17 protein-coding genes and 3 rRNA genes are annotated in these 23,856 nt (G+C 69.9%); 19 read left to right on the top strand and 1 reads right to left on the bottom strand.

The window, feature by feature from the left end:
* Window positions 1-78 precede the first annotated feature (78 nt).
* The 17 genes from JNO54_RS10570 (at window position 79) to JNO54_RS10490 (ending at window position 19,626) form a co-directional block, all read left to right on the top strand.
* Window positions 79-1,600, top strand: a 16S ribosomal RNA gene (locus JNO54_RS10570).
* 335 nt (window positions 1,601-1,935) lie between these two features.
* Window positions 1,936-5,037, top strand: a 23S ribosomal RNA gene (locus JNO54_RS10565).
* Window positions 5,038-5,117: 80 nt separating this feature from the next.
* Window positions 5,118-5,234 (top strand): 5S ribosomal RNA (gene rrf / locus JNO54_RS10560).
* Together the 16S, 23S and 5S rRNA genes form the textbook arrangement of a ribosomal RNA operon.
* A 356-nt stretch (window positions 5,235-5,590) precedes the next feature.
* Window positions 5,591-6,364, top strand: a complete 774-nt coding sequence (locus JNO54_RS10555) for a tetratricopeptide repeat protein (protein WP_204143866.1) — start codon at window positions 5,591-5,593, stop codon at window positions 6,362-6,364.
* A 5-nt stretch (window positions 6,365-6,369) separates the two neighbouring features.
* Window positions 6,370-7,374, top strand: coding sequence for an HAD-IIA family hydrolase (locus JNO54_RS10550; protein ID WP_204143865.1), 1,005 nt, complete (start codon window positions 6,370-6,372; stop codon window positions 7,372-7,374).
* A gap of 9 nt (window positions 7,375-7,383) precedes the next feature.
* Window positions 7,384-7,851 carry a hypothetical protein gene (locus JNO54_RS10545; protein WP_204143864.1) on the top strand — a complete coding sequence of 156 codons (468 nt, stop codon included), beginning with the start codon at window positions 7,384-7,386 and terminating at the stop codon, window positions 7,849-7,851.
* The gene (locus JNO54_RS10540) at window positions 7,848-8,060 is read left to right on the top strand and encodes a hypothetical protein (RefSeq protein ID WP_204143863.1); all 213 of its coding nucleotides are present in this window, start codon (window positions 7,848-7,850) and stop codon (window positions 8,058-8,060) included. The genes JNO54_RS10545 and JNO54_RS10540 overlap by 4 nt, the downstream gene beginning before the upstream one ends.
* Window positions 8,053-8,871, top strand: coding sequence for a TlyA family RNA methyltransferase (locus JNO54_RS10535; RefSeq protein ID WP_204143862.1), 819 nt, complete (start codon window positions 8,053-8,055; stop codon window positions 8,869-8,871). The genes JNO54_RS10540 and JNO54_RS10535 overlap by 8 nt, the downstream gene beginning before the upstream one ends.
* A complete protein-coding gene (locus JNO54_RS10530; protein WP_204143861.1) occupies window positions 8,868-9,800 on the top strand; it encodes an NAD kinase in 933 nt (310 codons plus the stop codon). Before JNO54_RS10535 ends, JNO54_RS10530 begins: the two co-directional genes overlap by 4 nt.
* Window positions 9,797-11,539: a DNA repair protein RecN gene (gene recN / locus JNO54_RS10525; RefSeq protein ID WP_204143860.1), complete on the top strand. Its 1,743-nt coding sequence runs from the start codon at window positions 9,797-9,799 to the stop codon at window positions 11,537-11,539. The genes JNO54_RS10530 and recN overlap by 4 nt, the downstream gene beginning before the upstream one ends.
* A gap of 51 nt (window positions 11,540-11,590) precedes the next feature.
* Window positions 11,591-12,775 (top strand): putative cytokinetic ring protein SteA, encoded by a 1,185-nt coding sequence (steA, locus tag JNO54_RS10520; protein WP_204143859.1) that lies wholly within the window; start codon window positions 11,591-11,593, stop codon window positions 12,773-12,775.
* Window positions 12,772-13,737, top strand: a complete 966-nt coding sequence (locus tag JNO54_RS10515; protein WP_204143858.1) for a copper transporter — start codon at window positions 12,772-12,774, stop codon at window positions 13,735-13,737. The genes steA and JNO54_RS10515 overlap by 4 nt, the downstream gene beginning before the upstream one ends.
* On the top strand, window positions 13,734-14,549 hold the full coding sequence (locus JNO54_RS10510) for a hypothetical protein (protein ID WP_204143857.1): 816 nt from the start codon (window positions 13,734-13,736) through the stop codon (window positions 14,547-14,549). Before JNO54_RS10515 ends, JNO54_RS10510 begins: the two co-directional genes overlap by 4 nt.
* A complete protein-coding gene (murJ, locus tag JNO54_RS10505) occupies window positions 14,546-16,144 on the top strand; it encodes a murein biosynthesis integral membrane protein MurJ (RefSeq protein WP_204143856.1) in 1,599 nt (532 codons plus the stop codon). Before JNO54_RS10510 ends, murJ begins: the two co-directional genes overlap by 4 nt.
* Window positions 16,141-17,250 (top strand): glycosyltransferase family 4 protein, encoded by a 1,110-nt coding sequence (locus tag JNO54_RS10500; protein WP_204143855.1) that lies wholly within the window; start codon window positions 16,141-16,143, stop codon window positions 17,248-17,250. The genes murJ and JNO54_RS10500 overlap by 4 nt, the downstream gene beginning before the upstream one ends.
* Before the next feature lie 16 nt (window positions 17,251-17,266).
* Entirely contained in the window at window positions 17,267-19,000 is a 1,734-nt protein-coding gene (pyrG, locus tag JNO54_RS10495; protein ID WP_307818167.1) for a CTP synthase, read from the top strand.
* On the top strand, window positions 19,000-19,626 hold the full coding sequence (locus JNO54_RS10490; RefSeq protein ID WP_204143854.1) for an NUDIX domain-containing protein: 627 nt from the start codon (window positions 19,000-19,002) through the stop codon (window positions 19,624-19,626). Before pyrG ends, JNO54_RS10490 begins: the two co-directional genes overlap by 1 nt.
* A 129-nt stretch (window positions 19,627-19,755) precedes the next feature.
* On the opposite strand, the gene JNO54_RS10485 is transcribed toward JNO54_RS10490, so the two are convergent.
* Window positions 19,756-21,261, bottom strand: coding sequence for a hypothetical protein (locus JNO54_RS10485; RefSeq protein ID WP_204143853.1), 1,506 nt, complete (start codon window positions 21,259-21,261; stop codon window positions 19,756-19,758).
* Between the two features lie 373 nt (window positions 21,262-21,634).
* On the opposite strand from JNO54_RS10485, the gene aspS reads away from it, so the two are divergent.
* Together aspS and JNO54_RS10475 are read left to right on the top strand one after the other, a co-directional pair.
* On the top strand, window positions 21,635-23,464 hold the full coding sequence (gene aspS, locus JNO54_RS10480) for an aspartate--tRNA ligase (protein ID WP_204143852.1): 1,830 nt from the start codon (window positions 21,635-21,637) through the stop codon (window positions 23,462-23,464).
* A complete protein-coding gene (locus JNO54_RS10475; RefSeq protein WP_204144668.1) occupies window positions 23,461-23,850 on the top strand; it encodes an amino acid kinase family protein in 390 nt (129 codons plus the stop codon). The genes aspS and JNO54_RS10475 overlap by 4 nt, the downstream gene beginning before the upstream one ends.
* Window positions 23,851-23,856: the final 6 nt, after the last annotated feature.

Below are 23,856 nucleotides of genomic sequence, written 5' to 3'. Positions count from 1 at the left end.
TGCTAGCTGTTCTTGCTCAGTCAGTGAAACAACCCTTCAAAGGGTCTAGTTTTCTCGAGCTTGCTCGAGAGCTAAACATCAACGGAGAGTTTGATCCTGGCTCAGGACGAACGCTGGCGGCGTGCTTAACACATGCAAGTCGAACGGTGAACTTGGAGCTTGCTCCAAGGGATCAGTGGCGAACGGGTGAGTAACACGTGAGTAACCTGCCCCAGACTCTGGAATAAGCGCTGGAAACGGCGTCTAATACCGGATACGAGACAGAGAGGCATCTCTACTGTCTGGAAAGTTTTTCGGTCTGGGATGGACTCGCGGCCTATCAGCTTGTTGGTGAGGTAATGGCTCACCAAGGCGACGACGGGTAGCCGGCCTGAGAGGGCGACCGGCCACACTGGGACTGAGACACGGCCCAGACTCCTACGGGAGGCAGCAGTGGGGAATATTGCACAATGGGCGAAAGCCTGATGCAGCGACGCCGCGTGAGGGATGACTGCCTTCGGGTTGTAAACCTCTTTCAGCAGGGAAGAAGCGAAAGTGACGGTACCTGCAGAAGAAGCACCGGCTAACTACGTGCCAGCAGCCGCGGTAATACGTAGGGTGCGAGCGTTGTCCGGAATTATTGGGCGTAAAGAGCTTGTAGGCGGTTTGTCGCGTCTGCTGTGAAAATCCGGGGCTCAACCCCGGACTTGCAGTGGGTACGGGCAGACTAGAGTATGGTAGGGGAGACTGGAATTCCTGGTGTAGCGGTGAAATGCGCAGATATCAGGAGGAACACCGATGGCGAAGGCAGGTCTCTGGGCCATTACTGACGCTGAGAAGCGAAAGCATGGGGAGCGAACAGGATTAGATACCCTGGTAGTCCATGCCGTAAACGTTGGGCGCTAGGTGTGGGACTCATTCCACGAGTTCCGTGCCGCAGCTAACGCATTAAGCGCCCCGCCTGGGGAGTACGGCCGCAAGGCTAAAACTCAAAGGAATTGACGGGGGCCCGCACAAGCGGCGGAGCATGCGGATTAATTCGATGCAACGCGAAGAACCTTACCAAGGCTTGACATATACCGGAAACACCTAGAGATAGGTGCCCCTTTTGGTCGGTATACAGGTGGTGCATGGTTGTCGTCAGCTCGTGTCGTGAGATGTTGGGTTAAGTCCCGCAACGAGCGCAACCCTCGTTCTATGTTGCCAGCACGTAAAGGTGGGGACTCATAGGAGACTGCCGGGGTCAACTCGGAGGAAGGTGGGGATGACGTCAAATCATCATGCCCCTTATGTCTTGGGCTTCACGCATGCTACAATGGCCGGTACAAAGGGCTGCGATACCGTAAGGTGGAGCGAATCCCAAAAAACCGGTCTCAGTTCGGATTGGGGTCTGCAACTCGACCCCATGAAGTCGGAGTCGCTAGTAATCGCAGATCAGCAACGCTGCGGTGAATACGTTCCCGGGCCTTGTACACACCGCCCGTCAAGTCACGAAAGTCGGTAACACCCGAAGCCGGTGGCCCAACCCTTGTGGGGGGAGCCGTCGAAGGTGGGACTGGTAATTGGGACTAAGTCGTAACAAGGTAGCCGTACCGGAAGGTGCGGCTGGATCACCTCCTTTCTAAGGAGCACTGGTCGCGCAAGCGATCCAGAGCCTGGTCTGTCAGCGTATGTCTGGCAGCAGGTGCTCAAGGGTGGAACATCGATTATTTGGCACCGTGACGATCACGTCAGTAAGTACAAGCCTTCGGGCAGTGGAAAGCGACCGTGGCCGGCAGCGGTGCCTGACACGTTGTTGGGTCCTGAGGGCTCGGGCGAAAGCTTGACCTCTAGGCCGTGCTGACACGGCAGGACCTGATCAGCTGGACGAACCACCGCGACTGAGCGGCAGGCGCCACGATCGATCAGGGCCGCCCGTATTTTGAGAACTACACAGTGGACGCGAGCATCTTTGTGGCTCAAGTTTATAAGGGCACACGGTGGATGCCTTGGCACCAGGAACCGAAGAAGGACGTAGGAATCTGCGATAAGCCTCGGGGAGTCGATAACCAGACTTTGATCCGAGGATTTCCGAATGGGGAAACCCGGCTGGAGGCAAGTCCAGTCACTCCCAGCTGAACACATAGGCTGGGTAGAGGGAACGTGGGGAAGTGAAACATCTCAGTACCCACAGGAAGAGAAAGCAACCGCGATTCCGTGAGTAGTGGCGAGCGAAAGCGGAACAGGCCAAACCGATCATGCGTGATAGCTGTCAGGCGTTGCATGGTCGGGGTTGTGGGACCTCTTGGTCAGCTCTGACAAGCTGACATGGAGTAAGAAATGCGCGTTATAGTCGAAGGGCATTGAAAGGCCCGGCACAGAGGGTGGAACCCCCGTAGACGAAATGATGTGCACTCCAGAGAGTCATCCCAAGTAGCACGGGGCCCGAGAAATCCCGTGTGAATCTGGCGGGACCACCCGCTAAGCCTAAATATTCCCTGGTGACCGATAGCGGACAAGTACCGTGAGGGAAAGGTGAAAAGTACCCCGGGAGGGGAGTGAAATAGATCCTGAAACCGTGTGCCTACAATCCGTTGGAGCCTCCTTGTGGGGTGACAGCGTGCCTTTTGAAGAATGAGCCTGCGAGTTAGTGCTCAGTGGCGAGGTTAACCCGTGTGGGGAAGCCGTAGCGAAAGCGAGTCCGAATAGGGCGAATGAGTCGCTGGGTCTAGACCCGAAGCGGAGTGATCTACCCATGGCCAGGTTGAAGCGACGGTAAGACGTCGTGGAGGACCGAACCCACTTAGGTTGAAAACTGAGGGGATGAGCTGTGGGTAGGGGTGAAAGGCCAATCAAACTCCGTGATAGCTGGTTCTCCCCGAAATGCATTTAGGTGCAGCGTCACGTGTTTCTTACCGGAGGTAGAGCTACTGGATAGCCGATGGGCCTCACCAGGTTACTGACGTTAGCCAAACTCCGAATGCCGGTAAGTGAGAGCGTGGCAGTGAGACTGCGGGGGATAAGCTCCGTAGTCGAGAGGGAAACAGCCCAGATCACCAGCTAAGGTCCCTAAGCGTGTGCTAAGTGGGAAAGGATGTGGAGTTGCAATGACAACCAGGAGGTTGGCTTAGAAGCAGCCACCCTTTAAAGAGTGCGTAATAGCTCACTGGTCAAGTGATTCCGCGCCGACAATGTAGCGGGGCTCAAGCACACCACCGAAGCTGTGGCATTGACACATTGCATGGCCCTTGTGGTCCAAGCGTGTTGATGGGTAGGGGAGCGTCGTGTGGCGAGCGAAGCGGCGGTGTGAACCAGCCGTGGATGCCACACGAGTGAGAATGCAGGCATGAGTAGCGAAAGACGGGTGAGAAACCCGTCCGCCGAATATCCAAGGGTTCCAGGGTCAAGCTAATCTGCCCTGGGTAAGTCGGGACCTAAGGCGAGGCCGACAGGCGTAGTCGATGGACATCCGGTTGATATTCCGGAACCGGCGAAGAACCGCCCATGACGAATCTAGTGATGCTAAGAGCCTGAAGCACACCAAAGGGACTTCGGTCCCACAGGTGAGTGGAACGCTCGACCCAAGCTAGTAGTAGTCAAGCAATGGGGAGACGCAGGAAGGTAGCCTCCGCGTGGCGATGGTTGTCCACGTCCAAGGGTGTAGGGAGTCAGATAGGCAAATCCGTCTGACACATATCCTGAGACCTGATAGTGACCGCATCAGCGGGAAGCAGGGTGATCCTATGCTGCCGAGAAAATCCTCTAGCGAGGTTCTAGCCGCCCGTACCCCAAACCGACTCAGGTGGATAAGTAGAGAATACTAAGGCGATCGAGTGAATCATGGTTAAGGAATTCGGCAAAATGCCCCCGTAACTTCGGGAGAAGGGGGGCCCGGATTCTGAAGTCCTTTACGGACTAGGATGATGGGCCGCAGAGACCAGGGAGAAGCGACTGTTTACTAAAAACACAGGTCCGTGCGAAGTCGCAAGACGATGTATACGGACTGACGCCTGCCCGGTGCTGGAAGGTTAAGAGGACGGGTTAGCCCTTTGGGCGAAGCTCAGAATTTAAGCCCCAGTAAACGGCGGTGGTAACTATAACCATCCTAAGGTAGCGAAATTCCTTGTCGGGTAAGTTCCGACCTGCACGAATGGCGTAACGACTTCTCCACTGTCTCAACCGTGAACTCGGCGAAATTGCACTACGAGTAAAGATGCTCGTTACGCGCAGAAGGACGGAAAGACCCCGGGACCTTCACTATAGCTTGGTATTGGTGATCGGGACGGCTTGTGTAGGATAGGTGGGAGACTGTGAAGCATGCACGCCAGTGTGTGTGGAGTCATCGTTGAAATACCACTCTGGTCGTTCTGGTTGTCTAACCTCGGTCCGTGATCCGGATCAGGGACATTGCCTGGTGGGTAGTTTAACTGGGGCGGTTGCCTCCTAAAATGTAACGGAGGCGCTCAAAGGTTCCCTCAGCCTGGTTGGCAATCAGGTGTCGAGTGTAAGTACACAAGGGAGCTTGACTGCGAGACAGACATGTCGAGCAGGGACGAAAGTCGGAACTAGTGACCCGACGGTGGCTTGTGGAAGCGCCGTCGCTCAACGGATAAAAGGTACCCCGGGGATAACAGGCTGATCTTCCCCAAGAGTCCATATCGACGGGATGGTTTGGCACCTCGATGTCGGCTCGTCGCATCCTGGGGGTGGAGTTGCTCCCAAGGGTTGGGCTGTTCGCCCATTAAAGCGGCACGCGAGCTGGGTTTAGAACGTCGTGAGACAGTTCGGTCCCTATCCTCTGTGCGCGTAGGAAACTTGAGAGAAGCTGACCCTAGTACGAGAGGACCGGGTTGGACGAACCACTGGTGTGTCAGTTGTCCTGCCAAGGGCACCGCTGATTGGCTACGTTCGGAAGTGATAACCGCTGAAAGCATCTAAGCGGGAAGCACGTCTCAAGATGAGGTTTCCATGGAGCTTGCTCCGAGAGGCTCCCAGTAGACTACTGGGTTGATAGGCCAGACGTGGAAGTGCAGCAATGCATGTAGCTGACTGGTACTAATAAGCCGATAACTTGATACACACTTCTTTGAAGTTCTGATGTTCGCGTCCACTGTGCAGTTCCCGAGATACGGTCGGGAAGACTGATATCTCCATAGAGTTTCGGCTGTCATAGCGAAGGGGAAACGCCCGGCTCCATTCCGAACCCGGAAGCTAAGCCCTTCAGCGCCGATGGTACTGCACTGGTGACGGTGTGGGAGAGTAGGACGCAGCCGGACATACTTTCAAGAGACGCCCTCTCGGTTCGCCGAGCAGGGCGTTTCTTGCATTCTGGGACAAGGTTTACCCTGGTGCGCGGCCCCAGGAGAAGGAGAGAGTCGTCGTGGAAGATCAGCCTCGTAGCCACAGTTCTGCTGATGGCCGAGGTCGCCCGCCGCGCAGCGGAGAGCGACCCGGGTCGGGTGGCTTCCGGCGTGACGAGCGAGGCGGTGACGATCGCCGACGTGAGGGCCGCGGGGACGACCGGCGGCGGCAGGACGATCGCGGCCGGGAGGACCGCCGGGACCAGGGCGCGTCCGCGCGCCCGGCCCGTGGGGGAGCGGACCGTGATGGGCGGACCAGCGGGGCGCGCCTCGTGCCCAAGGAGGGACGGCGGCCCGAGCCGGCCATCGACGAGGACGTCACCGGCAAGGAGATCGACCGCTCGGTGCGGACCCAGTTGCGGACCCTGAGCAAGGAGAACGCCGACGGCGTCGCCCAGCACCTCGTGATGATCGCCCGTCGGCTCGAGGAGGAGGACTACCCGGCTGCCCTGGCGCACGCGGAGACCGTGGTCCGTCGGGCGGGCCGCGTGCCGGCTGCGCGTGAGGCCCTGGGCTTCGTGGCCTACCGCATGGGTGACTACGCCCGGGCGCTCACCGAGTTCCGCACCGTGCGCCGGCTCAGCGGGTCGTCGCACCTGCTGCCCCTGATGATCGACTGCGAGCGGGGCCTGGGCCGGCCCGAGCGCGCCCTGGAGCTCCTCCGGTCGCCCGAGGCACGCGCGCTCGGCCCGGAGGACCAGGTCGAGATGCTCATCGTCGGGTCCGGCATCCGGCGCGACATGGGCCAGCCGCAGGCTGCTGTCCTCGCGCTGCAGAGCTCGGTCGAGGGACCTCAGAAGCCCTGGTCGGCCCAGCTGTTCTACGCCTACGCCGACGCGCTGCTCGAGGTCGGCCGCGGGGAGGACGCACGCGAGTGGTTCGCCCGGGCTGCGGTCGCCGATCACGAGGGGCTCACCGACGCCGGCGAGCGGGTGGACGAGCTCGACGGTGTCGCGGTCGTCGACAACGGGTTGGGCGAGCAGGGTCGGCACGACGATGCTGTCGTCGAGGACCACAGCATCGACGCCGACGGCACCCGGGACTGATCCCGGTGCAACGCCTCATCGACAGGTATCGCGGTCTCGTCTGCGACCTCGACGGGGTGGTCTACCGGGGCGCCCTGGCTGTCTCGCACGCCGTCGAGGTGCTTGAGGCGCTCGAGCAACCGGTCGTCTACGCGACGAACAACGCGTCACGGACACCCGCCGACGTCGTGGAGCACCTGAGATCGCTGGGCCTGAGCGTCTCCGGCGAGGACGTCGCGACGAGCTCGACCGCGGCGGCGACCGTGCTGGCTCGGACCCTCCCCGCGGGGACCGCGGTCCTGGCGGTCGGTGGTGAGGGCGTGCGTGTCGCCCTGGCAGCGGTGGGGCTGGCGCCCGTCGCACCAGGCGAGTTCCGGGAGGGGCGCCCGGTCCGCGCCGTCGTCCAGGGGTACGGCCCGGAGGTCACGGCAGCCGACCTCGGTGAGGCGGCCTACGCCGTCCAGGGCGGCGCTCGCTGGGTGGCCACGAACGTCGACGCGACGCTGCCGACCGACCGTGGCCAGGCACCCGGCAACGGTTCGCTCGTGGGCGCCGTGCGCAACGCCGTCGACGTCGACCCCGAGGTCATGGGCAAGCCGCACCCGCCGATGTACGTCATCGCGGCCGAGCACCTGGGCCTCGCCCCGGCGGAGGTGCTCGCGGTGGGGGACCGCCTCGAGACCGACATCGCCGGAGCGGTCGCGGCTGGGACCGGGGGAGCGCTCGTCCTCACCGGGGTCCACGACTGGGTCGACGCAGCCGCGGCACCGCGTGCGCGGCGCCCGGACCACGTCATCGCTGACCTCCGTGGCCTCCTCGAGCCGTACCCAGACCACCGGGACGACGGGGGCTGGTCGGTGCGAGGAGCTGCGGCCGCCAGGGTCGGGGACGAGGGCGTCGAGATCCGGGGCGATGGCCAGGACGTCCTGCGGGCCGCCCTCGACGCGCTGTGGGCGGCTGCGGACGAAGGGGGCGTCGACCCTGCGTGGTGCCGGGGCGAGATCGCCCGGCTGGCCGAGCGCCTCCGGTAGCGTGAGCGCGTGGATCCCGCCCGACAGCTCGTTCATCTCTCGCTCTCCGTCGCCGACGGGGTGCTCAGCCGCACCCTCGACGTCGTCCGTCTCGTCGACGGACTGCTCGTGTCGAGCGCCCAGAGCAACGCGGTCGACGCCCGGTCGAGCGCCCGTGAGTCATGGCCGGACGAGGAGCCCGGGGACCTGAGCGCGGCGGCCAGCGCGCTCCGGTCTCGCGGAGCTGACGCTGGGTCGTCGGCCACTCCCGCGCGACGGGCTGCCGCCAGGAAGGCGTCGGCGACGCGGGCGACCGCGACGAAGACCACCGCACAGAAGGCAGCAGTCAAGAAGGCAGCAGTCAAGAAGACGCCAGCGAAGCGCGCCGCCGCGACGAAGACCGCGGCCAAGACGTCAACCGCCAAGACGACAACCGCCAAGAAGGCGCCGGCCCAGCGAGCCTCCGCGAAGAAGACGGCGAAGAAGGCAACGTCATGACGGATCCGGCCCCCACCCCTTCGCCCGGGCCCGCGGTGCTCGCGCCGTCGCCCGCCGACCTGGCGTCCCCGCAGACCGGCGACCTCGTCGTCGAGGCGGCCCTGCGCGAGCTCGACCAGGTCGACCCCGCCGACCTCGACGCCGTGCTGGCTGTCTCCGAGGGCGTCCTGCAGACGCTGCAGGAGCGACTGCGCGACATCGGTGACTGACACCGAGCGGCTGGACGTAGCGCTCGTCGGCCACGGCCTGGCCCGGTCGCGAGGACAGGCGTCCGACCTCGTCGCCCGCGGGCTCGTGAGCGTCGGTGGACGGACCGCCACCAAGGTCTCGCAGCGCGTCGGCGTGGACGACGACATCACGGTGACCGGTGACGACGCCCGGTGGGTGAGCCGGGCCGCGCACAAGCTCGTCGGTGCCTTCGCGGACTTCGGCCCGCACGGCTGGACGGTGGACGGGCTGCGCTGCCTCGACCTCGGGGCCTGCACGGGCGGCTTCACCCAGGTCCTCCTCGACCGTGGCGCAGCCGAGGTCCTCGCCCTCGACGTCGGCCACGACCAGCTGGCTCCCGAGATCGCTGCCGACCCGCGCGTCGTGGACCTCAGCGGGACGACGGTGCGCGGGCTGACCCCGGACGCCATCGGCGGCCCCGTGGACCGGGTCGTCGGCGACCTCAGCTTCATCTCGTTGCGGCTGGCCCTCCCGGCCGTCACCGCGTGCCTCACGGACGGCGGGGAGGCGGTGCTGCTCGTCAAGCCGCAGTTCGAGGTCGGGCGCTCGCGGCTGAGCAAGCACGGGGTGGTCACCGACCCCCGCGCCCGCGCCGACGCGCTGCGGGGCGTCCTCGAGGATGCCGCGACCCTCGGGCTCCAGGTCCTCGGCCTCACGAGGAGTCCCATCTCGGGTGGCGAGGGCAACACGGAGTACCTCGTGCACCTGGCCCGTCGCGAGGATGTCGGGCTGACGTGGCAGGCTCAGGAGCAGATCATCACCGACCTCACGAGCCGGAAGGGACCCCGATGACCCGCCGCATCCTCCTCGTCGCCCACCCCGGGCGGACCGAGGCCCTCGAGGTCGCCGGAGAGGTCATCGACCGACTGGCGCAGGAGGGGATCGAGACGGCGCTGCCGACGGGCGAGCTGCTCGAGGGACCTCTCGGCCGGGGCCACGACGTCGTCGCGGCCGACACCGAGCAGCCCGGTGGTGCCGCTGCCGGGTGCGAGCTCGTCGTTGTCCTCGGCGGCGACGGCACGATCCTGCGCGGTACCGAGCTGGCCCGGGGGAGCGGCGTCCCGGTGCTCGGCGTCAACCTCGGGCACGTCGGCTTCCTCGCCGAGGCCGAGCGCGAGCACCTCGTCGACACGGTGGAGCACATCGTCGACCGCTCCTACACCGTTGAGGAGCGGATGGCCCTCGAGGTCACGGGCACGCTCGACGGCGAGGTCCTGGCCCGCAGCTGGGCGCTCAACGAGGTCACCGTCGAGAAGGCGTCGCGCGAACGCATGCTCGTGCTGACCGTCGAGATCGACGGCCGCCCCCTGTCGACGTGGGGCTGCGACGGCGTCGTCATGGCCACCCCGACCGGGTCGACCGCCTACGCCTTCAGCGCCGGTGGGCCGGTCGTCTGGCCCGGGGTCGAGGCGGTCCTCGTCGTACCGATCAGCGCGCACGCGCTCTTCGCCCGTCCGCTCGTCATCTCGCCCTCGTCACCGCTGGCCGTCGACCTCGTCGCCGGGACCGAGGGGCACGGCGTGCTGTGGTGCGACGGCCGGCGCGCGGTCGACCTGCCCCCCGGTGCCCGGATCGAGGTCCGCCGCTCCGACGAGCCGGTCCGCCTGGCCCGGCTCACGAGCTCGTCCTTCACCGACCGGCTCGTCGCGAAGTTCGACCTCCGGGTCGAGGGGTGGCGTGGACGGCGCGAGGACCGAGGAGCTCCCGAGGGACGCTCGTGATCGAGGAGATCCGGATCCGCGACCTCGGCGTCATCGAGGACGCGACCGTCGAGCTCCACCCCGGCCTCACCGTGCTCACCGGCGAGACCGGCGCCGGCAAGACGATGCTCGTCTCGAGCATCGAGCTGCTCCTCGGTGCCCGGGCCGACGCCGGCCTCGTCCGCGTCGGAGCCGACCAGGCCTCCGTCGACGCCGTCCTCGACGTGGGCGAAGGGGGGAGCGAGAGCTCGACGGCGCTGCGCGCCGCCGAGGAGGCCGGCGCCACGATCGAGGACGGCGCGCTCGCCGTGAGCCGCGTCGTCCGCTCCACCGGCCGCAGCCGAGCCCACGCCGGTGGCCGCACCCTGCCGGTCGGCACGCTCGCCGAGATCACCCAGGGGCTCGTCGCGCTCCACGGCCAGGCCGACCAGTGGCGCCTGCGCCAGGCCGCCCAGCACCGCGAGGTGCTCGACAGCTACGGCGGCGAGACGCTCGGTGCCGCCGCCGCCGAGTTCGCGTCCGCACGCACGGCCTGGCTGACCATCCGCAGGGAGCACGAGCAGCTCACCGCCGACGAGCAGGCCCGGGCGCAGGAAATCGACGCCCTGACCTACCAGCTCGAGCAGATCGACGAGGTCGACCCCGAGCCGGGCGAGGACCACGCGCTGCGCGCCGAGAGCGAGCGGCTCGCGCACGCCGACGACCTGCGCACCGGCACGGCGAGCGCCCACGCCGCCCTCGCCGACGGCGACCTGCCCGAGCGGCCGGACGCGCTCTCCCTCGTCGCCGCGGCCGAGCAGTCCGTGAGCGCGCTCGTCGAGGCGGACGCCGCGCTCGGGCCGCTGCTCGACCGGCTCGTCGAGGTGCGCGCCCTCGTCGCCGACGTCGCTGCCGATCTCGGCTCCTACTCGGCCTCGGTCGACGCGGACCCCAGCCGACTCGAGAGCATCCACGCGCGCCGAGCCCGGCTCGGTGAGCTGACCCGCCGCTACGGCGCCGACGTCGACGCCGTCCTCGCCCGCCGCGACGCCTCGCGGCAGCGGGTCCTCGAGCTGCAGCAGGCCGACGACCGGCTCGCGGGCATGGACGAGCAGGTGGCCGAGGCCGCCGGCGCGGTGGGCGAGCGTGCGCTGGAGCTCACCAGAGCGCGTGCGACGGCCGGAGCGCGCCTCGCCGGCCGGGTCCAGGACGAGCTGCGTCGCCTCGGCATGTCCGAGGCGCTCGTCGAGGTCCGGGTGACCCCGACGGCCGGCGAGGGACCCGACGCGGTCGGCACCCCGGACGGTCCGCGCGTCATCGGCCCGCACGGTGCCGACATCGTCGAGATCCTGCTCGCCGCCAACCCCGGGACCCCGCCGCGGCCCGTGACGCAGGCGGCGTCGGGCGGTGAGCTCTCCCGCATCATGCTGGCCCTCGAGGTCGCCGTCGCCGAAGCCGGCGCGAGCGTGCCGACCTTCGTCTTCGACGAGGTCGATGCCGGGGTCGGGGGGAAGGCGGGCCTGGACGTCGGTGCCCGCCTCGCGGCCCTCGCCCAGACCAGTCAGGTCCTCGTCGTCACCCACCTCGCCCAGGTCGCGGCCTACGCCGACCGGCATCTCGTCGTCCGCAAGTCCACCGACGGCGAGATCACCTCGAGCGACGTCGCGACGGTCGAGGGCCGAGACCGGCTCGTCGAGCTGGCCCGGATGATGGGCGGCGCGGGCACCGAGGCCGGGCTCCAGCACGCCGAGGAGCTGCTCCGCTCCTGCCGGCCGGGCTGACGAGCGTGTGCCTGCCGGGGCCCACGCCGCCTTCGTGGGACGATGCCGGGGATGTCCCCCCGCACGCGTCGTAGGAGCACCCGTGACGTGGACCGACCCGGTCTGCACGGCACGGTCCGAGTCGACCGCCGGACCAAGGACCTCACGAAGCGGTTGCGCCCCGGCGACATCGCCGTCATCGATCACGAGGACATCGACCGGGTGAGCGGAGAGGCCCTCGTCGCCTGCCGGCCCGCCGCCGTCGTCAACGCCTCCCGGTCGATCACCGGGCGCTACCCCAACCTCGGGCCGCAGGCCATCGTCGAGTCCGGTATCCCGCTCATCGACGCCGTGGGCGTCCAGGTCATGGATGCGCTCCGTGAGGGCGCCGACGGCGTCGTCGCCGACGGCGTGCTCCACAGCGGCGACGTCGACGTCGCCGGCACCGTGCTCACCACCGAGTCGGTGGCCCAGGCGATGGTCGAGGCCCGGGCCGGCCTGACCAGCCAGCTGGAGTCCTTCGCCGAGAACACGATGGAGTACATGCTTAAGGAGCGGGACCTGCTCTTCGACGGGGTCGGGATCCCCGACGTCCGCACGGACTTCACCGACCGGCACGCGCTGATCGTCGTCCGGGGCTACCACTACAAGGAAGACCTCGTCGCGCTGCGCCACTACATCCGCGAGTACAAGCCGATCCTCATCGGCGTCGACGGCGGCGCCGACGCGCTCGTCGAGGCCGGCCACCGCCCCGACATGATCGTCGGGGACATGGACTCGGTCTCCGACGCGACCCTCACCTGCGGGGCCGAGGTCGTGGTCCACGCCTACCGCGACGGACGGGCTCCCGGGGTCGAGAGGGTGGAGGCGCTCGGCGTCACGGACCATGTCGTCTTCCCCGCGACCGGCACGAGCGAGGACATCGCGATGCTCCTCGCCGACGACTGCGGGGCGAGCCTCATCGTCGCCGTCGGCACCCACGCCACCCTCGTCGAGTTCCTCGACAAGGGGCGGGCGGGGATGTCGAGCACCTTCCTCACCCGTCTGCGGGTCGGCGGCAAGCTCATCGACGCGAAGGGGGTGAGCCGGCTCTACCGCACACGGATCTCCGCGTGGTCGCTGCTCGCGCTCGCCCTCGTCGGGCTCGTCGCGCTGCTCGTCGCGCTGTGGGCGACGCCCACCGGGCGTGCGCTGCTCCAGATCATCGGTGCCTGGTGGGACGACCTCTGGGCCGCACTCACAGGGATCGTCACATGATCGACTTCCGCTTCCACATGGTCTCGCTCGCGGCCGTGCTCATCGCCCTGTCCGTCGGCATCGTGCTCGGTGCGGGCCCGCTCAACGACGACATCGGCACCACCCTGACCAACGAGGTCAACCGGCTGCGCCAGGACAAGGACGACCTGCGCCGCCAGCTCACCGACGAGCAGCGCACCGGCACCGCCCGCGAGAGCTTCGAGGAGCAGGTGCTGCCCGCGGTCCTCGCGGGGGAGCTGACCGACTCCCGCGTCACCCTCGTCCGGCTGCCCGAGTCGGAGGACGCGGCCGCCGGGGAGCTCGAGGAGAGCCTGGAGAGCGCCGGCGCCACCGTCGGGCCTACCGTCTCGGTGAGCTCGGCGTGGACCGCGACCGGCGAGGACGCCCAGGCATCCCGGGACGAGGTCGCCCGGGAGCTGCTGCAGGACCTGGGAAGGCCCGCGGGGGCCGACGTCAGCCTCGACAGCATCCTCGGCACCCTCCTCGGCGCTCGCACCGGGGACGGCTCGCCGACCCTGGGGCAGGAGCAGCGGGCGGCCGCGTTCGAGCGGCTCGCCGACGCCGGCCTCGTCACGGGGGAAGAGCTCGGCGACCCGTCCGACCTCTTCGTCGTCGTCGGTGGTCCCGTCGCCGGGGACGTCCAGGAGAGCGGTACCGACCCGGACCCGGAGGCCCAGGAGGTCGCCACCGCGTGGGTCGAGCTCGCGCAGGCCCTCGACCAGCGCTCCAGCGGCGTCGTCCTCCTCGCCGGAGCGGCCGATGTGAGCTCGGGTGATGCCTCGCCGGTGACGCTGGCGCGCGCCGACAGCGGCCTCAGCGAAGGGCTGAGCACCGTCGACGTCCCCGGCACGGCACTCGGTCGGGCAGCCACCGTCTTCGCGCTCCGGGAGCAGAAGGGCGGCGACTCCGGCCACTACGGCGTCGGTGCCGACGCCGGGTCGGCGATCCCGGACGCCTCGTGAGCCGTCCCCCGGCCGCCTCCGCCCTCGTCGCTGCGGTCGTCGCGTCAGGGCTCCTCGCCTCGGCCCCTCGCTGGCCGCACGCGCTGCGTGCGCCGCTGACCCGGACCAACTACGCGGGACGACACGTGACCCTGGCCGAAGGACCGGCGTGGGTCGTCGGGGCGGCCGCCGGTGCGGCGGTCGCCGCCGACGGCAGCGCTGCGCTCGTGGTGCTCGTGCCGGGTGCGGTCGGCCTGCTCGACGACCTCGCCGGAGACACGACGGTCAAGGGCCTGCGCGGTCACCTCGGGGCGCTCCGCGAGGGCCGGGTCACCTCCGGGGTGCTCAAGATCGGAGCGCTCGCGGCCACCGCGCTCGCCGCCGCCGTCATCGAGCACCGGGCCACGCACCGTGAGGGGGACCTGCCTGGCGCCCGGTCCCTCGTCGACGCGGCCTTGGTCGCCGGGACCGCGAACCTGCTCAACCTTTTCGACCTCCGTCCCGGCCGCGCCCTCAAGGTCGCGACCGCCCTCGCCCTGCCGCTGCTCGTCGCCGCCCCGGGGAGCCTCCGACCGGCCCTGGCCGCCGGGCTGGGCGCGACGCTCGGGACCGTGCGCGAGGACCTCGCCGGTCGCTCCATGCTCGGGGACTGCGGCGCCAACGCCTCGGGCGCGCTCGTCGGGCAGGCCGCCGTCCGCGTCCTGAGCCCGCGAGGCCGAGGGGTCGCCCTCGTGGGAGTGACCGCGCTGACCCTGCTCTCCGAGCGGGTGAGCTTCAGCGCCGTCATCGACTCGACCCCACCCCTTCGTCGGATCGACGCGTGGGGACGATGACCAGCCCGACCGGCCTGCGGCGGGCGACCGGGCAGGTCGCGGTCGTCACCGCGCTCGCGCGGGTCGTGGGATTCCTGCGCTGGTTCGCCTTCGCCTGGGCGGTGGGCTCGACGGGTGTCGGCACGATCTACCAGAGCGTCAACGCGGTCCCCAACCTCGTCTACGAGATCGTCGCCGGGGGAGTGCTCGCCGCCGTCGTCGTCCCGCTCGTCGCCGCCGCCCGGCGCCAGGGACGGGGCGACGAGGTGGCCTCGAGCCTGCTCACCGGCGCGGTCGCCCTGCTCACCCCGGTCGCGCTGCTGCTCGTCGTCCTCGCGCCGTGGGTCAGCGCACGCCTGCTCGACGGGGTCCCGATCGACGGTGCCGGCGGTCTCGGCGCACGGCTCCTCGTCCTCTTCAGCCCTCAGGTCGTCCTCTACGGCATCGGGGTGGTCGTCGCCGGCACGCTGCAGGCCCACGAGCGCCTGCTCGCGGCGGCCGTGGCGCCGCTCCTGTCGAGCGTCGTCGTCATCGCCACCTACCTCACCTACGCGGCCGTCGTGCCCTCCCGTGGCACCGGCCCGGCGGGCATCCCGGACACCGGCTGGTGGGTCCTCGGTGCCGGCACGACGCTCGGGGTCGTCGCGCTCTCGCTGCCGCTGCTGCTCGTCGCCGCCCGGGCGGGCATCCGTCTGCGGCCCCGCTGGGCACTCACCGTCGACGACCGGCGCCGCGCCGCGCAGCTCGCCGGCGCGGGGCTCATCGGCCTGCTCGCCCAGCAGGTGGCTCTGCTCGTCATCCTCCGCGTCGCCAACCGCTCCGGCGGCGACGGCGCCTTCGTCGTCCACCAGTACGCGCAGGCCGTCTACCTCCTGCCCTACGCGGTGCTCGCGGTCCCCGTGGCGACGGCGACCTTCGCCCGGCTCGCCGGACGGGAGGCAGGCACGGACCTCGCCGTCGAGGAGACGTCGACCCAGACCCTCAACCGGTCCCTGCGCGTCATCCTGGCGCTCGCCGGGGTCGCCACCGCAGCCCTCGTCGCCGCCGCGCCCGGGGTCGGGGCCTTCTTCGCGGCGATCGACCGCGGCTCCGGCGCCGGCGGCGGCCCGCAGGTCGTCCTCGACGGGCTGCCACCCGCCCTGGCGACGACGAGCCTCGGTCTGCTCGGGTTCTCGCTCGCCGCCCTGGCGATGCGCGCCCTCTTCGTCCGCGGCAGCTCGCTGCGCGCCGGCCTTGCCGTCGCCGCGGGCTGGGTCGTCGCCGCCGGCCTGCCGGCGCTCGTCCTCGGCCGGGGCGAAGGGGCGGTCACGACGCTCCGCACGATCGGGACGGCCTCGGCGCTCGGGATGACCCTCTCCGGGGTGCTCCTCGTCGTCGCGCTCCGGCCGGCGTGGGGGAGCGCCGTGACGGACGGCCTGCCGCGGGTCATCCTCGGGCTCCTGCCCGTACTGGCCCTCGCGGGCGCCGCCGGGTGGTGGCTCGGCACCCTCGACCTCGCCCGCGGCGGGACCATCGCCCTCGCCGTCGTCCTCGGGACAGGTGCTGCCGCAGTCGCTGCCGGGGTCTGCCTGCTCGCCGATCCCGCCCTGCGCCACGAGCTGCGGAGAGCCCGATGAGCCCAGCCGTCCTCGTCCTCGTCGGCCCCAGCACCGGGGGCATCGGCACGCACGTCGCCGACCTCGTCGCGACCCTCCCCGAGGTCGGCGCCGATGTCACCGTCGTCGCGCACCCGGTGACCGCGGACCGTTTCGGCCTCGCCACGGCCGCCCGCTGGCCGGACCCGCGCCGGGCCGGCAGCCGGGCGGCGCTCGCGACGGTGGCCGAGCTGGCCCAGAGCGTCGACGTCGTGCACGCCCACGGCTTCCAGGCCGCGCTCGTCGCGGCCCTGGCCGCCCGGATGCAGCGCCGACGGACCGGCCGGGCGACCCCCTTCGTCGTCAGTCTGCACAACCAGGTCCGCGGATCTAGACTCTCCCCGCGACGCGTCATCGGCTCCGTCGTCGCCCGCCGGGTGCTCTCCGCCGCCGCGCTCGTCACGGGCGCGAGCAGCGACCTCGTCGCGGACGCGCGCGCCCTCGGCGCACCCCGCGCGGAGCTCGCCGAGGTCCCCTCGCCCCGGGTCCCCGACCTGCTCCGCGCCGACCGGGGGTCGTGGCGGTCGACGCAGCGGCGCGACTTCCTCGCACGGCACGAGATCGACCCCGACGTCCCGGTCGTGCTGACCCTCGCCAGGGTCGCCCCCCAGAAGGGTCTCGTCTCGCTCGCCCAGGCCTGCGACAGCAGCGACGCCGACGCGCAGTGGGTGCTCGTCGGCCCCGGCCAGGACGACATCGCCCCGGACGTCCCCGGGCTCGGCGTGATCCTCGCCGGAGCCACGGACGACGTCGTCCCCTGGCTCCTCGCCGCCGACGTCCTCGTCGTCCCGAGCGAGTGGGAGGCCCGTGCGCTCGTCGCGCAGGAGGCGATGGCCGCCGGCACCCCCGTCGTCGCCACGGACGTGGGCGGGCTGCCGGACCTGCTCAGGAGCGTCGGCGTGCTCGTCGAGCCGCACCCGTCGTCGACCTTCGGTCACCGGCTCGCCGGTGCCGTCGACGACCTCCTGGCCGACCCCCTTCGTGCCTCTCAGCTCGCCGAGGCCGCCCGGGAGCGGGCCGGATCGTGGGACGACTCGACCGGATCGGCGCGTCGTTGGCGGTCGCGGTACGACAGCGTCGCGCAGTGACGTAAAGTGAAAGCCCGTGGCGCCCATCACCAAGCACATCTTCGTGACCGGAGGCGTTGCCTCCTCCCTCGGCAAGGGTCTGACGGCATCGAGCCTCGGGCATCTGCTCCGCGCACGCGGTCTCAGCGTGACGATGCAGAAGCTCGACCCTTACCTCAACGTGGACCCGGGGACGATGAACCCATTCCAGCACGGTGAGGTCTTCGTCACCGAGGACGGTGCCGAGTGCGACCTCGACATCGGGCACTACGAGCGATTCCTCGGTGTGGACCTCCTCGGCTCGGCCAACGTCACGACCGGCCAGGTCTACAGCCGCGTCATCGCCCGGGAGCGCCGCGGCGAGTACCTCGGCGACACGGTCCAGGTCATCCCGCACATCACGAACGAGATCAAGGACCGGATGCGGGCCGCCGCGGCCGGCAGCCCCGGGATCGACGACGCCGAGGCGCCGGACATCATCATCACCGAGATCGGCGGCACCGTCGGCGACATCGAGTCGCTGCCCTTCCTCGAGGCCGCGCGCCAGGTCCGCCACGAGATCGGCCGGGAGAACTCCTTCTTCCTGCACGTCTCGCTCGTGCCCTACCTCGCCCCGAGCGGCGAGCTGAAGACCAAGCCGACGCAGCACTCCGTCGCGGCCCTGCGCCAGGTCGGTATCCAGCCCGACGCCCTCGTGCTCCGCGCCGACCGGGAGATCCCCGCCGACATCAAGCGCAAGATCTCGCTCATGTGCGACGTCGACGCCGACGCCGTCGCCGCGGCGGTCGACGCGCCGAGCATCTACGACATCCCGCGGGTGCTGCACACCGAGCAGCTCGACACCTACGTCATCCGCCGGCTCAACCTGCCCTTCAAGGACGTCAACTGGGACAGCTGGGACACCCTCCTGCGCCGCGTCCACAAGCCCGAGCACGAGGTCGAGGTCGCCCTCGTCGGCAAGTACATCGACCTGCCGGACGCCTACCTCTCGGTCACCGAGGCGCTGCGTGCCGGTGGCTTCCACCACGACGCCCGGGTACGGATCCGCTGGGTCGCCTCCGACGAGTGCCAGACGCCCCAGGGTGCTCAGCGTGTGCTCGGCGGGGTCGATGCGGTCCTCGTGCCCGGGGGCTTCGGCGTGCGGGGGATCGAGGGCAAGCTCGGCGCGCTGCGCTGGGCCCGCGAGCGTCAGGTCCCGACGCTCGGCATCTGCCTCGGCCTGCAGTGCATGGTCATCGAGTACGCGCGGAACGTCGCGGGGATCGAGGGCGCGAGCTCGACGGAGTTCGACCCGCAGACCCCCGCACCTGTCGTCTCGACGATGGAGGAGCAGAAGAGCTTCGTCGAGGGTGCGGGCGACCTCGGCGGCACGATGCGCCTGGGCGCCTCACCGGCGACCCTGCGCGACGGCTCCGTCGTCGCCGGCGTCTACGGCTCGACGTCCGTGAGCGAGCGGCACCGCCACCGCTACGAGGTCAACAACGAGTACCTCGCGCAGCTCGAGGGTGCGGGACTCGTCGTCAGCGGCACGCACCCGGAGCTCGGGCTCGTCGAGTTCGTCGAGCTGCCCGCCGACGTGCACCCGTACTACGTCTCGACCCAGGCGCACCCCGAGTTCAAGTCCCGCCCGGACCAGGCGCACCCGCTCTTCGCCGGGCTCATCGGTGCGGCCGTGCAGGCCCAGCGCGACGCGCGTCTCGTCGAGGTGGAGCGTCCGAAGGGCGTCGACATCCCCGAGCGGGAGGACGCCGAGGCGGGCTCGCCGAGCTGATGCGTCCACTCCGCGACGAGCACGAGGAGCCCGAGCTCCTCTCCCGTGAGGTCGTCTTCGACGGCGCCGTCTGGGACGTGCGCCGCGACACCTTCCGCTTCCACGGCGAGCAGCTGACCCGCGAGGTCGTCGACCACCCGGGCGCCGTCGCCGTCCTCGCCCTCGACGAGCAGGAGCGCGTGCTCCTCATCCGCCAGTACCGTCACCCGATCGCTGCTCACGAGTGGGAGCTGCCGGCGGGCCTGCTCGACGTCGAGGGGGAGGACCCGCTCGTCGCCGCGCAGCGTGAGCTCGGCGAGGAGGCCGACCTCGTCGCCGAGCACTGGGCGGTGCTCGTCGACTACTACTCCTCGCCCGGCGGCATGGACGAGGCCTTGCGGATCTACCTCGCCCGGGGCCTGCGCCCTGTCCCGGACGAGGAGCGGCACGAGCGCGAGGGCGAGGAGGCGCACCTGGAGGAGCGGCTGGCCACCCTCGACGAGGTCCGCGACGCGATCCTCGCCGGCCACCTGCACAACCCCAGCCTCGTCGTCGGGGTCCTCGCCGCGTGCGCGATGCGCGATCGCGGCTGGCAGGACCTACGCCCCGCCGACACCCCGTGGACCGACCACCCCGCTCACCGGTAACCCCCCTGCCCCTGCGAGGTGGGTGAGCCGGCGACCCACTGCGGCCCGCTCCTCGCGGGGGAGCCTGCCCGGACCGCCGTCGACCTCATTGCTGGCACCCGGCCGGTGGGTCTACGTCGAGGGCGTCACCTACTGATACGAGACGAACCACGGCGCCGGGTCGACGTCGCGCATCGTCTCCTCCGGCGTGAAGGTCGGGGTGTCCTCGTCGATGAAGTTCTTCCACCCGAGCCACATGCCCTCGGGGAGGTCCTCCTTGAGCGCGGCCCAGGTGCCCTGCTTGAGGCTGGGCGTCCCGTGCCCGTCCGCATGGACCAGCACCGCGAGCTCAGGGTGGTCGGTCCGGATCTGGTCGCGGTCGCGGAGCATCTGCAGCTGGAACTGGTGCAGGGTCAGCACCTTCTGCGGCAGTCCGTTGTCGCGGACGAGGGCGGCCAGCCACTCGGAGACCTCGTCGACCTCGGCCGCCTCGACCTTGCCGATCTGGCGCATGTGCAGCTGGTGCGGCTCGAGACGCCACTCCGGGTCGAGCGCGAGACCCACGTGGGGGAGGAGCAGCAGCTCCTCGTAGAGCTTGGCCTGGGTGAGGAAGTCCGTCCGGCCGGGCTGGAGGTCGAGGACGACGTAGACGCCGCCCTCGCCGGCGGCCTCGACCCAGGGCCGCAGGTGCTCGATCGAGGACTCGCTCGAGTAGTCGCCGTCGGCGCCCGGCTGGGAGTCGGCGACCGTCGCGATGATCTCGAAGGCCGGGATCACCCGCTCCTTCGAGAACTCCTGGTACTCCGTGGCCAGCTCCTGCGCCCGCTGCACGCTCGCCGCGGCGTCCTGCTCCCCGAGGAGCCCGAGGTCACCCGTGCCGGGGTGCCCGTAGAGGGCGATCATCCGACGGCCCGGGAAGGCCAGGACCCCGCCCCCCGGCAGCTCGTCGGCCTCGGCGGCCATCCGGGCCGCGGGCTCGAGAGCGTCGTCCGGCAGCGCGTCGAAGCCGCCGACCACCGCGAGCCGGCCTGCCCCGTCCTCGCGGATCGCCGCGACGACGGCATCGGCCCGCGGGTCGTCGGCCGTGAGGACCGGCGCGTCCTCGGGAGCGGCGTGAGCGGCGAGCACCGTGGCCACCGCGGCGGCGTGCAGCTCTGGGTCGGCCGTCGCCACGACGACGGGCACCGGCTCGTCGTCGGTGTCCGGGAGCCCGTCGACCTCCTCGCGGTCGGCGAGGATCCCTTCACTCCAGGTGGTGCCGGCTGCCGCAGGGAAGAGCCAGACCTTCTCGACGCCCAGGCGCTCGAGCTCGGCGCCGGTCTCGGGGGAGTCGAGCAGGCAGGGCACCCCGGAGGCCCGAGCCGCCTGGGCGGCGGCCCTCAGGTCCCCCCCAGCGGCCGCGACCACGGCCCCGGGGCTGCGGGCGAAGAGGACGGCCGACGCGGCGATCGCGGACGCCGCCGCTGCGCCGGCGGCGACAACCGGGCCCTCGCCGAGGGTGAGCTGACGTCCGTTTGACGCCTTCGTCGCGCCCTGCGCCACCGGCTGGTCCTCGCCGTCGGAGGTGCAGGCGGAGAGTGCGGCGACGGAGGTCAGCCCGCCGAGAAGGACGAGGCGTCGGGCGACAGGGCGGGGCGAGCTGGGGAGCGGGGGCACCCTCCCACCGTACGGCCTGGTCAGGGGCCTGCCGAGTATCCTCGCGTTCTCTCGCGTGGCCCTCCCACCAGCGCTGCAGCTCGCACCGTCCGGCGCAGGGGGACCGCGAGACCGGATCAGCGAGCGGGCGGTGCGTCGGCCTGCGCGGAGCTCCCTGTGCGACCCGCCCGCTCGCTCACCTCCGTCAACGTCTCCACGACGGGGTGGGCGAGGGATGCGCCGGGCACGATCACCATCACCGCCAGGGTGCTGGCCTGACGGGGCCCTCGCTGCGGAGGGGGAATCGGGTTGGCCGCGTCGCGGTACCGGTCCGTAGGATGAGCGACGGCCCGCGACCGCGGGCCTCGACCCCTTCGCAAAGGACAGATCACCCGTGCTTCGCACCCACGAAGCCGGCACCCTGCGTGCCGAGCACTCCGGCCAGACCGTCACCCTCACTGGCTGGGTGGCGCGGCGACGCGATCACGGCGGAGTGGCCTTCATCGACGTGCGCGACGCGAGCGGCGTCGTCCAGGTCGTCGCCCGGGACGAGGTCCTCACCGGCGCGGCCCACGACCTGCGCAACGAGTACTGCATCAGGGTGACCGGCGAGGTCACCCCCCGCGAGGAGAAGGACGTCAACCCCAACCTCCCGACCGGTGCCGTCGACGTCGTCGCCTCCGAGATCGAGGTGCTCTCGGCCAGCGAGCCGCTGCCCTTCCAGATCGACGAGCGCGTCACCGTCGGCGAGGAGGCGCGCCTCAAGCACCGCTACCTCGACCTGCGGCGTCCGGGCGCCCAGAGCGCCGGCGCCGGCCTGCGCCTGCGCAGCAAGGTCAACGCCGCCGCGCGCACGGTCCTCGCGGAGCGGGACTTCGTCGAGATCGAGACCCCGACGCTCACCCGCTCGACGCCCGAGGGCGCACGGGACTTCCTCGTGCCCGCGCGGCTCGCGCCCGGCGAGTGGTACGCCCTGCCGCAGAGCCCGCAGCTCTTCAAGCAGCTGCTCATGGTCGCCGGCATGGAGCGCTACTACCAGATCGCCCGCTGCTACCGCGACGAGGACTTCCGCGCCGACCGTCAGCCGGAGTTCACCCAGCTCGACATCGAGATGAGCTTCGTCGAGCAGGACGACGTCCTCGAGCTCGGCGAGGCCATCGCCAAGGCCGTCTGGGCGACCATCGGCGTCGACCTGCCGACCCCCTTCGAGCGGATGACCTACGCCGACGCGATGGCGCGCTTCGGCACCGACAAGCCCGACCTGCGCTTCGGCCTCGAGCTCACCGACTGCACCGAGTACTTCGCCTCGACCCCCTTCCGGGTCTTCCAGGCCGAGTACGTCGGCGCCGTCGTCATGCCCGGCGGCGCGAGCCAGCCGCGTCGCCAGTTCGACGCCTGGCAGGAGTGGGCCAAGCAGCGCGGGGCGAAGGGCCTGGCGTACGTGACCGTCGGCGAGGACGGGGAGCTCGCAGGCCCGGTCGCCAAGAACATCTCCGACGAGGAGAAGGCCGGACTGGCCGCCCACGTCGGCGCCAACCCGGGCGACTGCATCTTCTTCGCCGCCGGTGCGCCCAAGGCCAGCCGTGGCCTCCTCGGCGCCGCCCGCGTCGAGATCGGCAAGCGCTGCGAGCTCATCGACGAGTCGGCCTGGTCCTTCCTCTGGGTCGTCGACGCGCCGCTCTTCGAGCCCGCCGCCGAGGCGGTCGCCGCCGGTGACGTCGCCGTCGGCGGGGGTGCGTGGACCGCGGTCCACCACGCCTTCACCAGTCCCCAGGCCGAGTTCCTCGACACCTTCGACACCGACCCCGGCCCGGCGCTCGCCTACGCCTACGACATGGTCTGCAACGGCAACGAGATCGGCGGCGGGTCCATCCGTATCCACCGCCGCGACGTGCAGGAGCGGGTCTTTAAGGTCATGGGCCTGGACGCCGAGGCGGCGCAGGAGAAGTTCGGCTTCCTCCTCGAGGCCTTCAAGTACGGTGCCCCGCCGCACGGCGGCATCGCCTTCGGCTGGGACCGGATCGTCATGCTCCTCCTGGGGGCCGACTCGATCCGCGACGTCATCGCCTTCCCCAAGTCCGGCGGCGGCTACGACGCCCTCACCGACGCGCCTGCGCCGATCACCGCGGAGCAGCGCAAGGAGGCCGGCATCGACGCCACGCCGGTGGTGGCGAGGGAGCAGGACGGCTCGGAGGGTACGCCCGAGGTCGGTCCCAGGGGCTGAGGCGCCCCCGGCGCCCCTACCCGAGAGCCCGGCGGACCGCCCCCGTCGCGCGGGGCGCGGACGGCCGGCTGCACGGGGTCGAGGCCGTCATCGACAAGGACCTCGCCTCGGCGGTCCTGGCCGAGAGCATCGGCGCGGACCTGCTGCTGCTGCTCACCGACGTGCCCGGCGTGCTCCGTGATCACGGCACGGCGCGCGCACGTCTCCTCGAGCGCGTCCGACGGGTCGACGTCACCGACCTGGACCTTCCCCGCGGATCGATGCGGCCCAAGGCCGAGGCGGCGTTGCGCTTCGTCGAGCGCACCGGCAGACGGGCCGTCATCGGGGACGTCGCCGACGTGCTCGACCTGGCGGCGGGGCGGACCGGGACCGCCGCATGCCCCTGAGGCGCA

The sequence above is a fragment of the Janibacter endophyticus genome (assembly GCF_016888335.1).
GTDB classification, from domain to species: domain Bacteria; phylum Actinomycetota; class Actinomycetes; order Actinomycetales; family Dermatophilaceae; genus Marihabitans; species Marihabitans endophyticum.
This window is presented reverse-complemented; position numbering and strand designations above follow the sequence as displayed.

What these genes read in the sequence shown, in the direction of transcription:
- JNO54_RS10540 (WP_204143863.1), top strand. Translation starts at nt 7,848, where the DNA reads ATGACGGATCCGGCCCCCACCCCTTCGCCCGGGCCCGCGGTGCTCGCG.
- JNO54_RS10530 (WP_204143861.1), top strand. Translation starts at nt 8,868, where the DNA reads ATGACCCGCCGCATCCTCCTCGTCGCCCACCCCGGGCGGACCGAGGCC.
- steA (WP_204143859.1), top strand. Translation starts at nt 11,591, where the DNA reads ATGTCCCCCCGCACGCGTCGTAGGAGCACCCGTGACGTGGACCGACCC.
- JNO54_RS10515 (WP_204143858.1), top strand. Translation starts at nt 12,772, where the DNA reads ATGATCGACTTCCGCTTCCACATGGTCTCGCTCGCGGCCGTGCTCATC.
- murJ (WP_204143856.1), top strand. Translation starts at nt 14,546, where the DNA reads ATGACCAGCCCGACCGGCCTGCGGCGGGCGACCGGGCAGGTCGCGGTC.
- JNO54_RS10500 (WP_204143855.1), top strand. Translation starts at nt 16,141, where the DNA reads ATGAGCCCAGCCGTCCTCGTCCTCGTCGGCCCCAGCACCGGGGGCATC.
- JNO54_RS10490 (WP_204143854.1), top strand. Translation starts at nt 19,000, where the DNA reads ATGCGTCCACTCCGCGACGAGCACGAGGAGCCCGAGCTCCTCTCCCGT.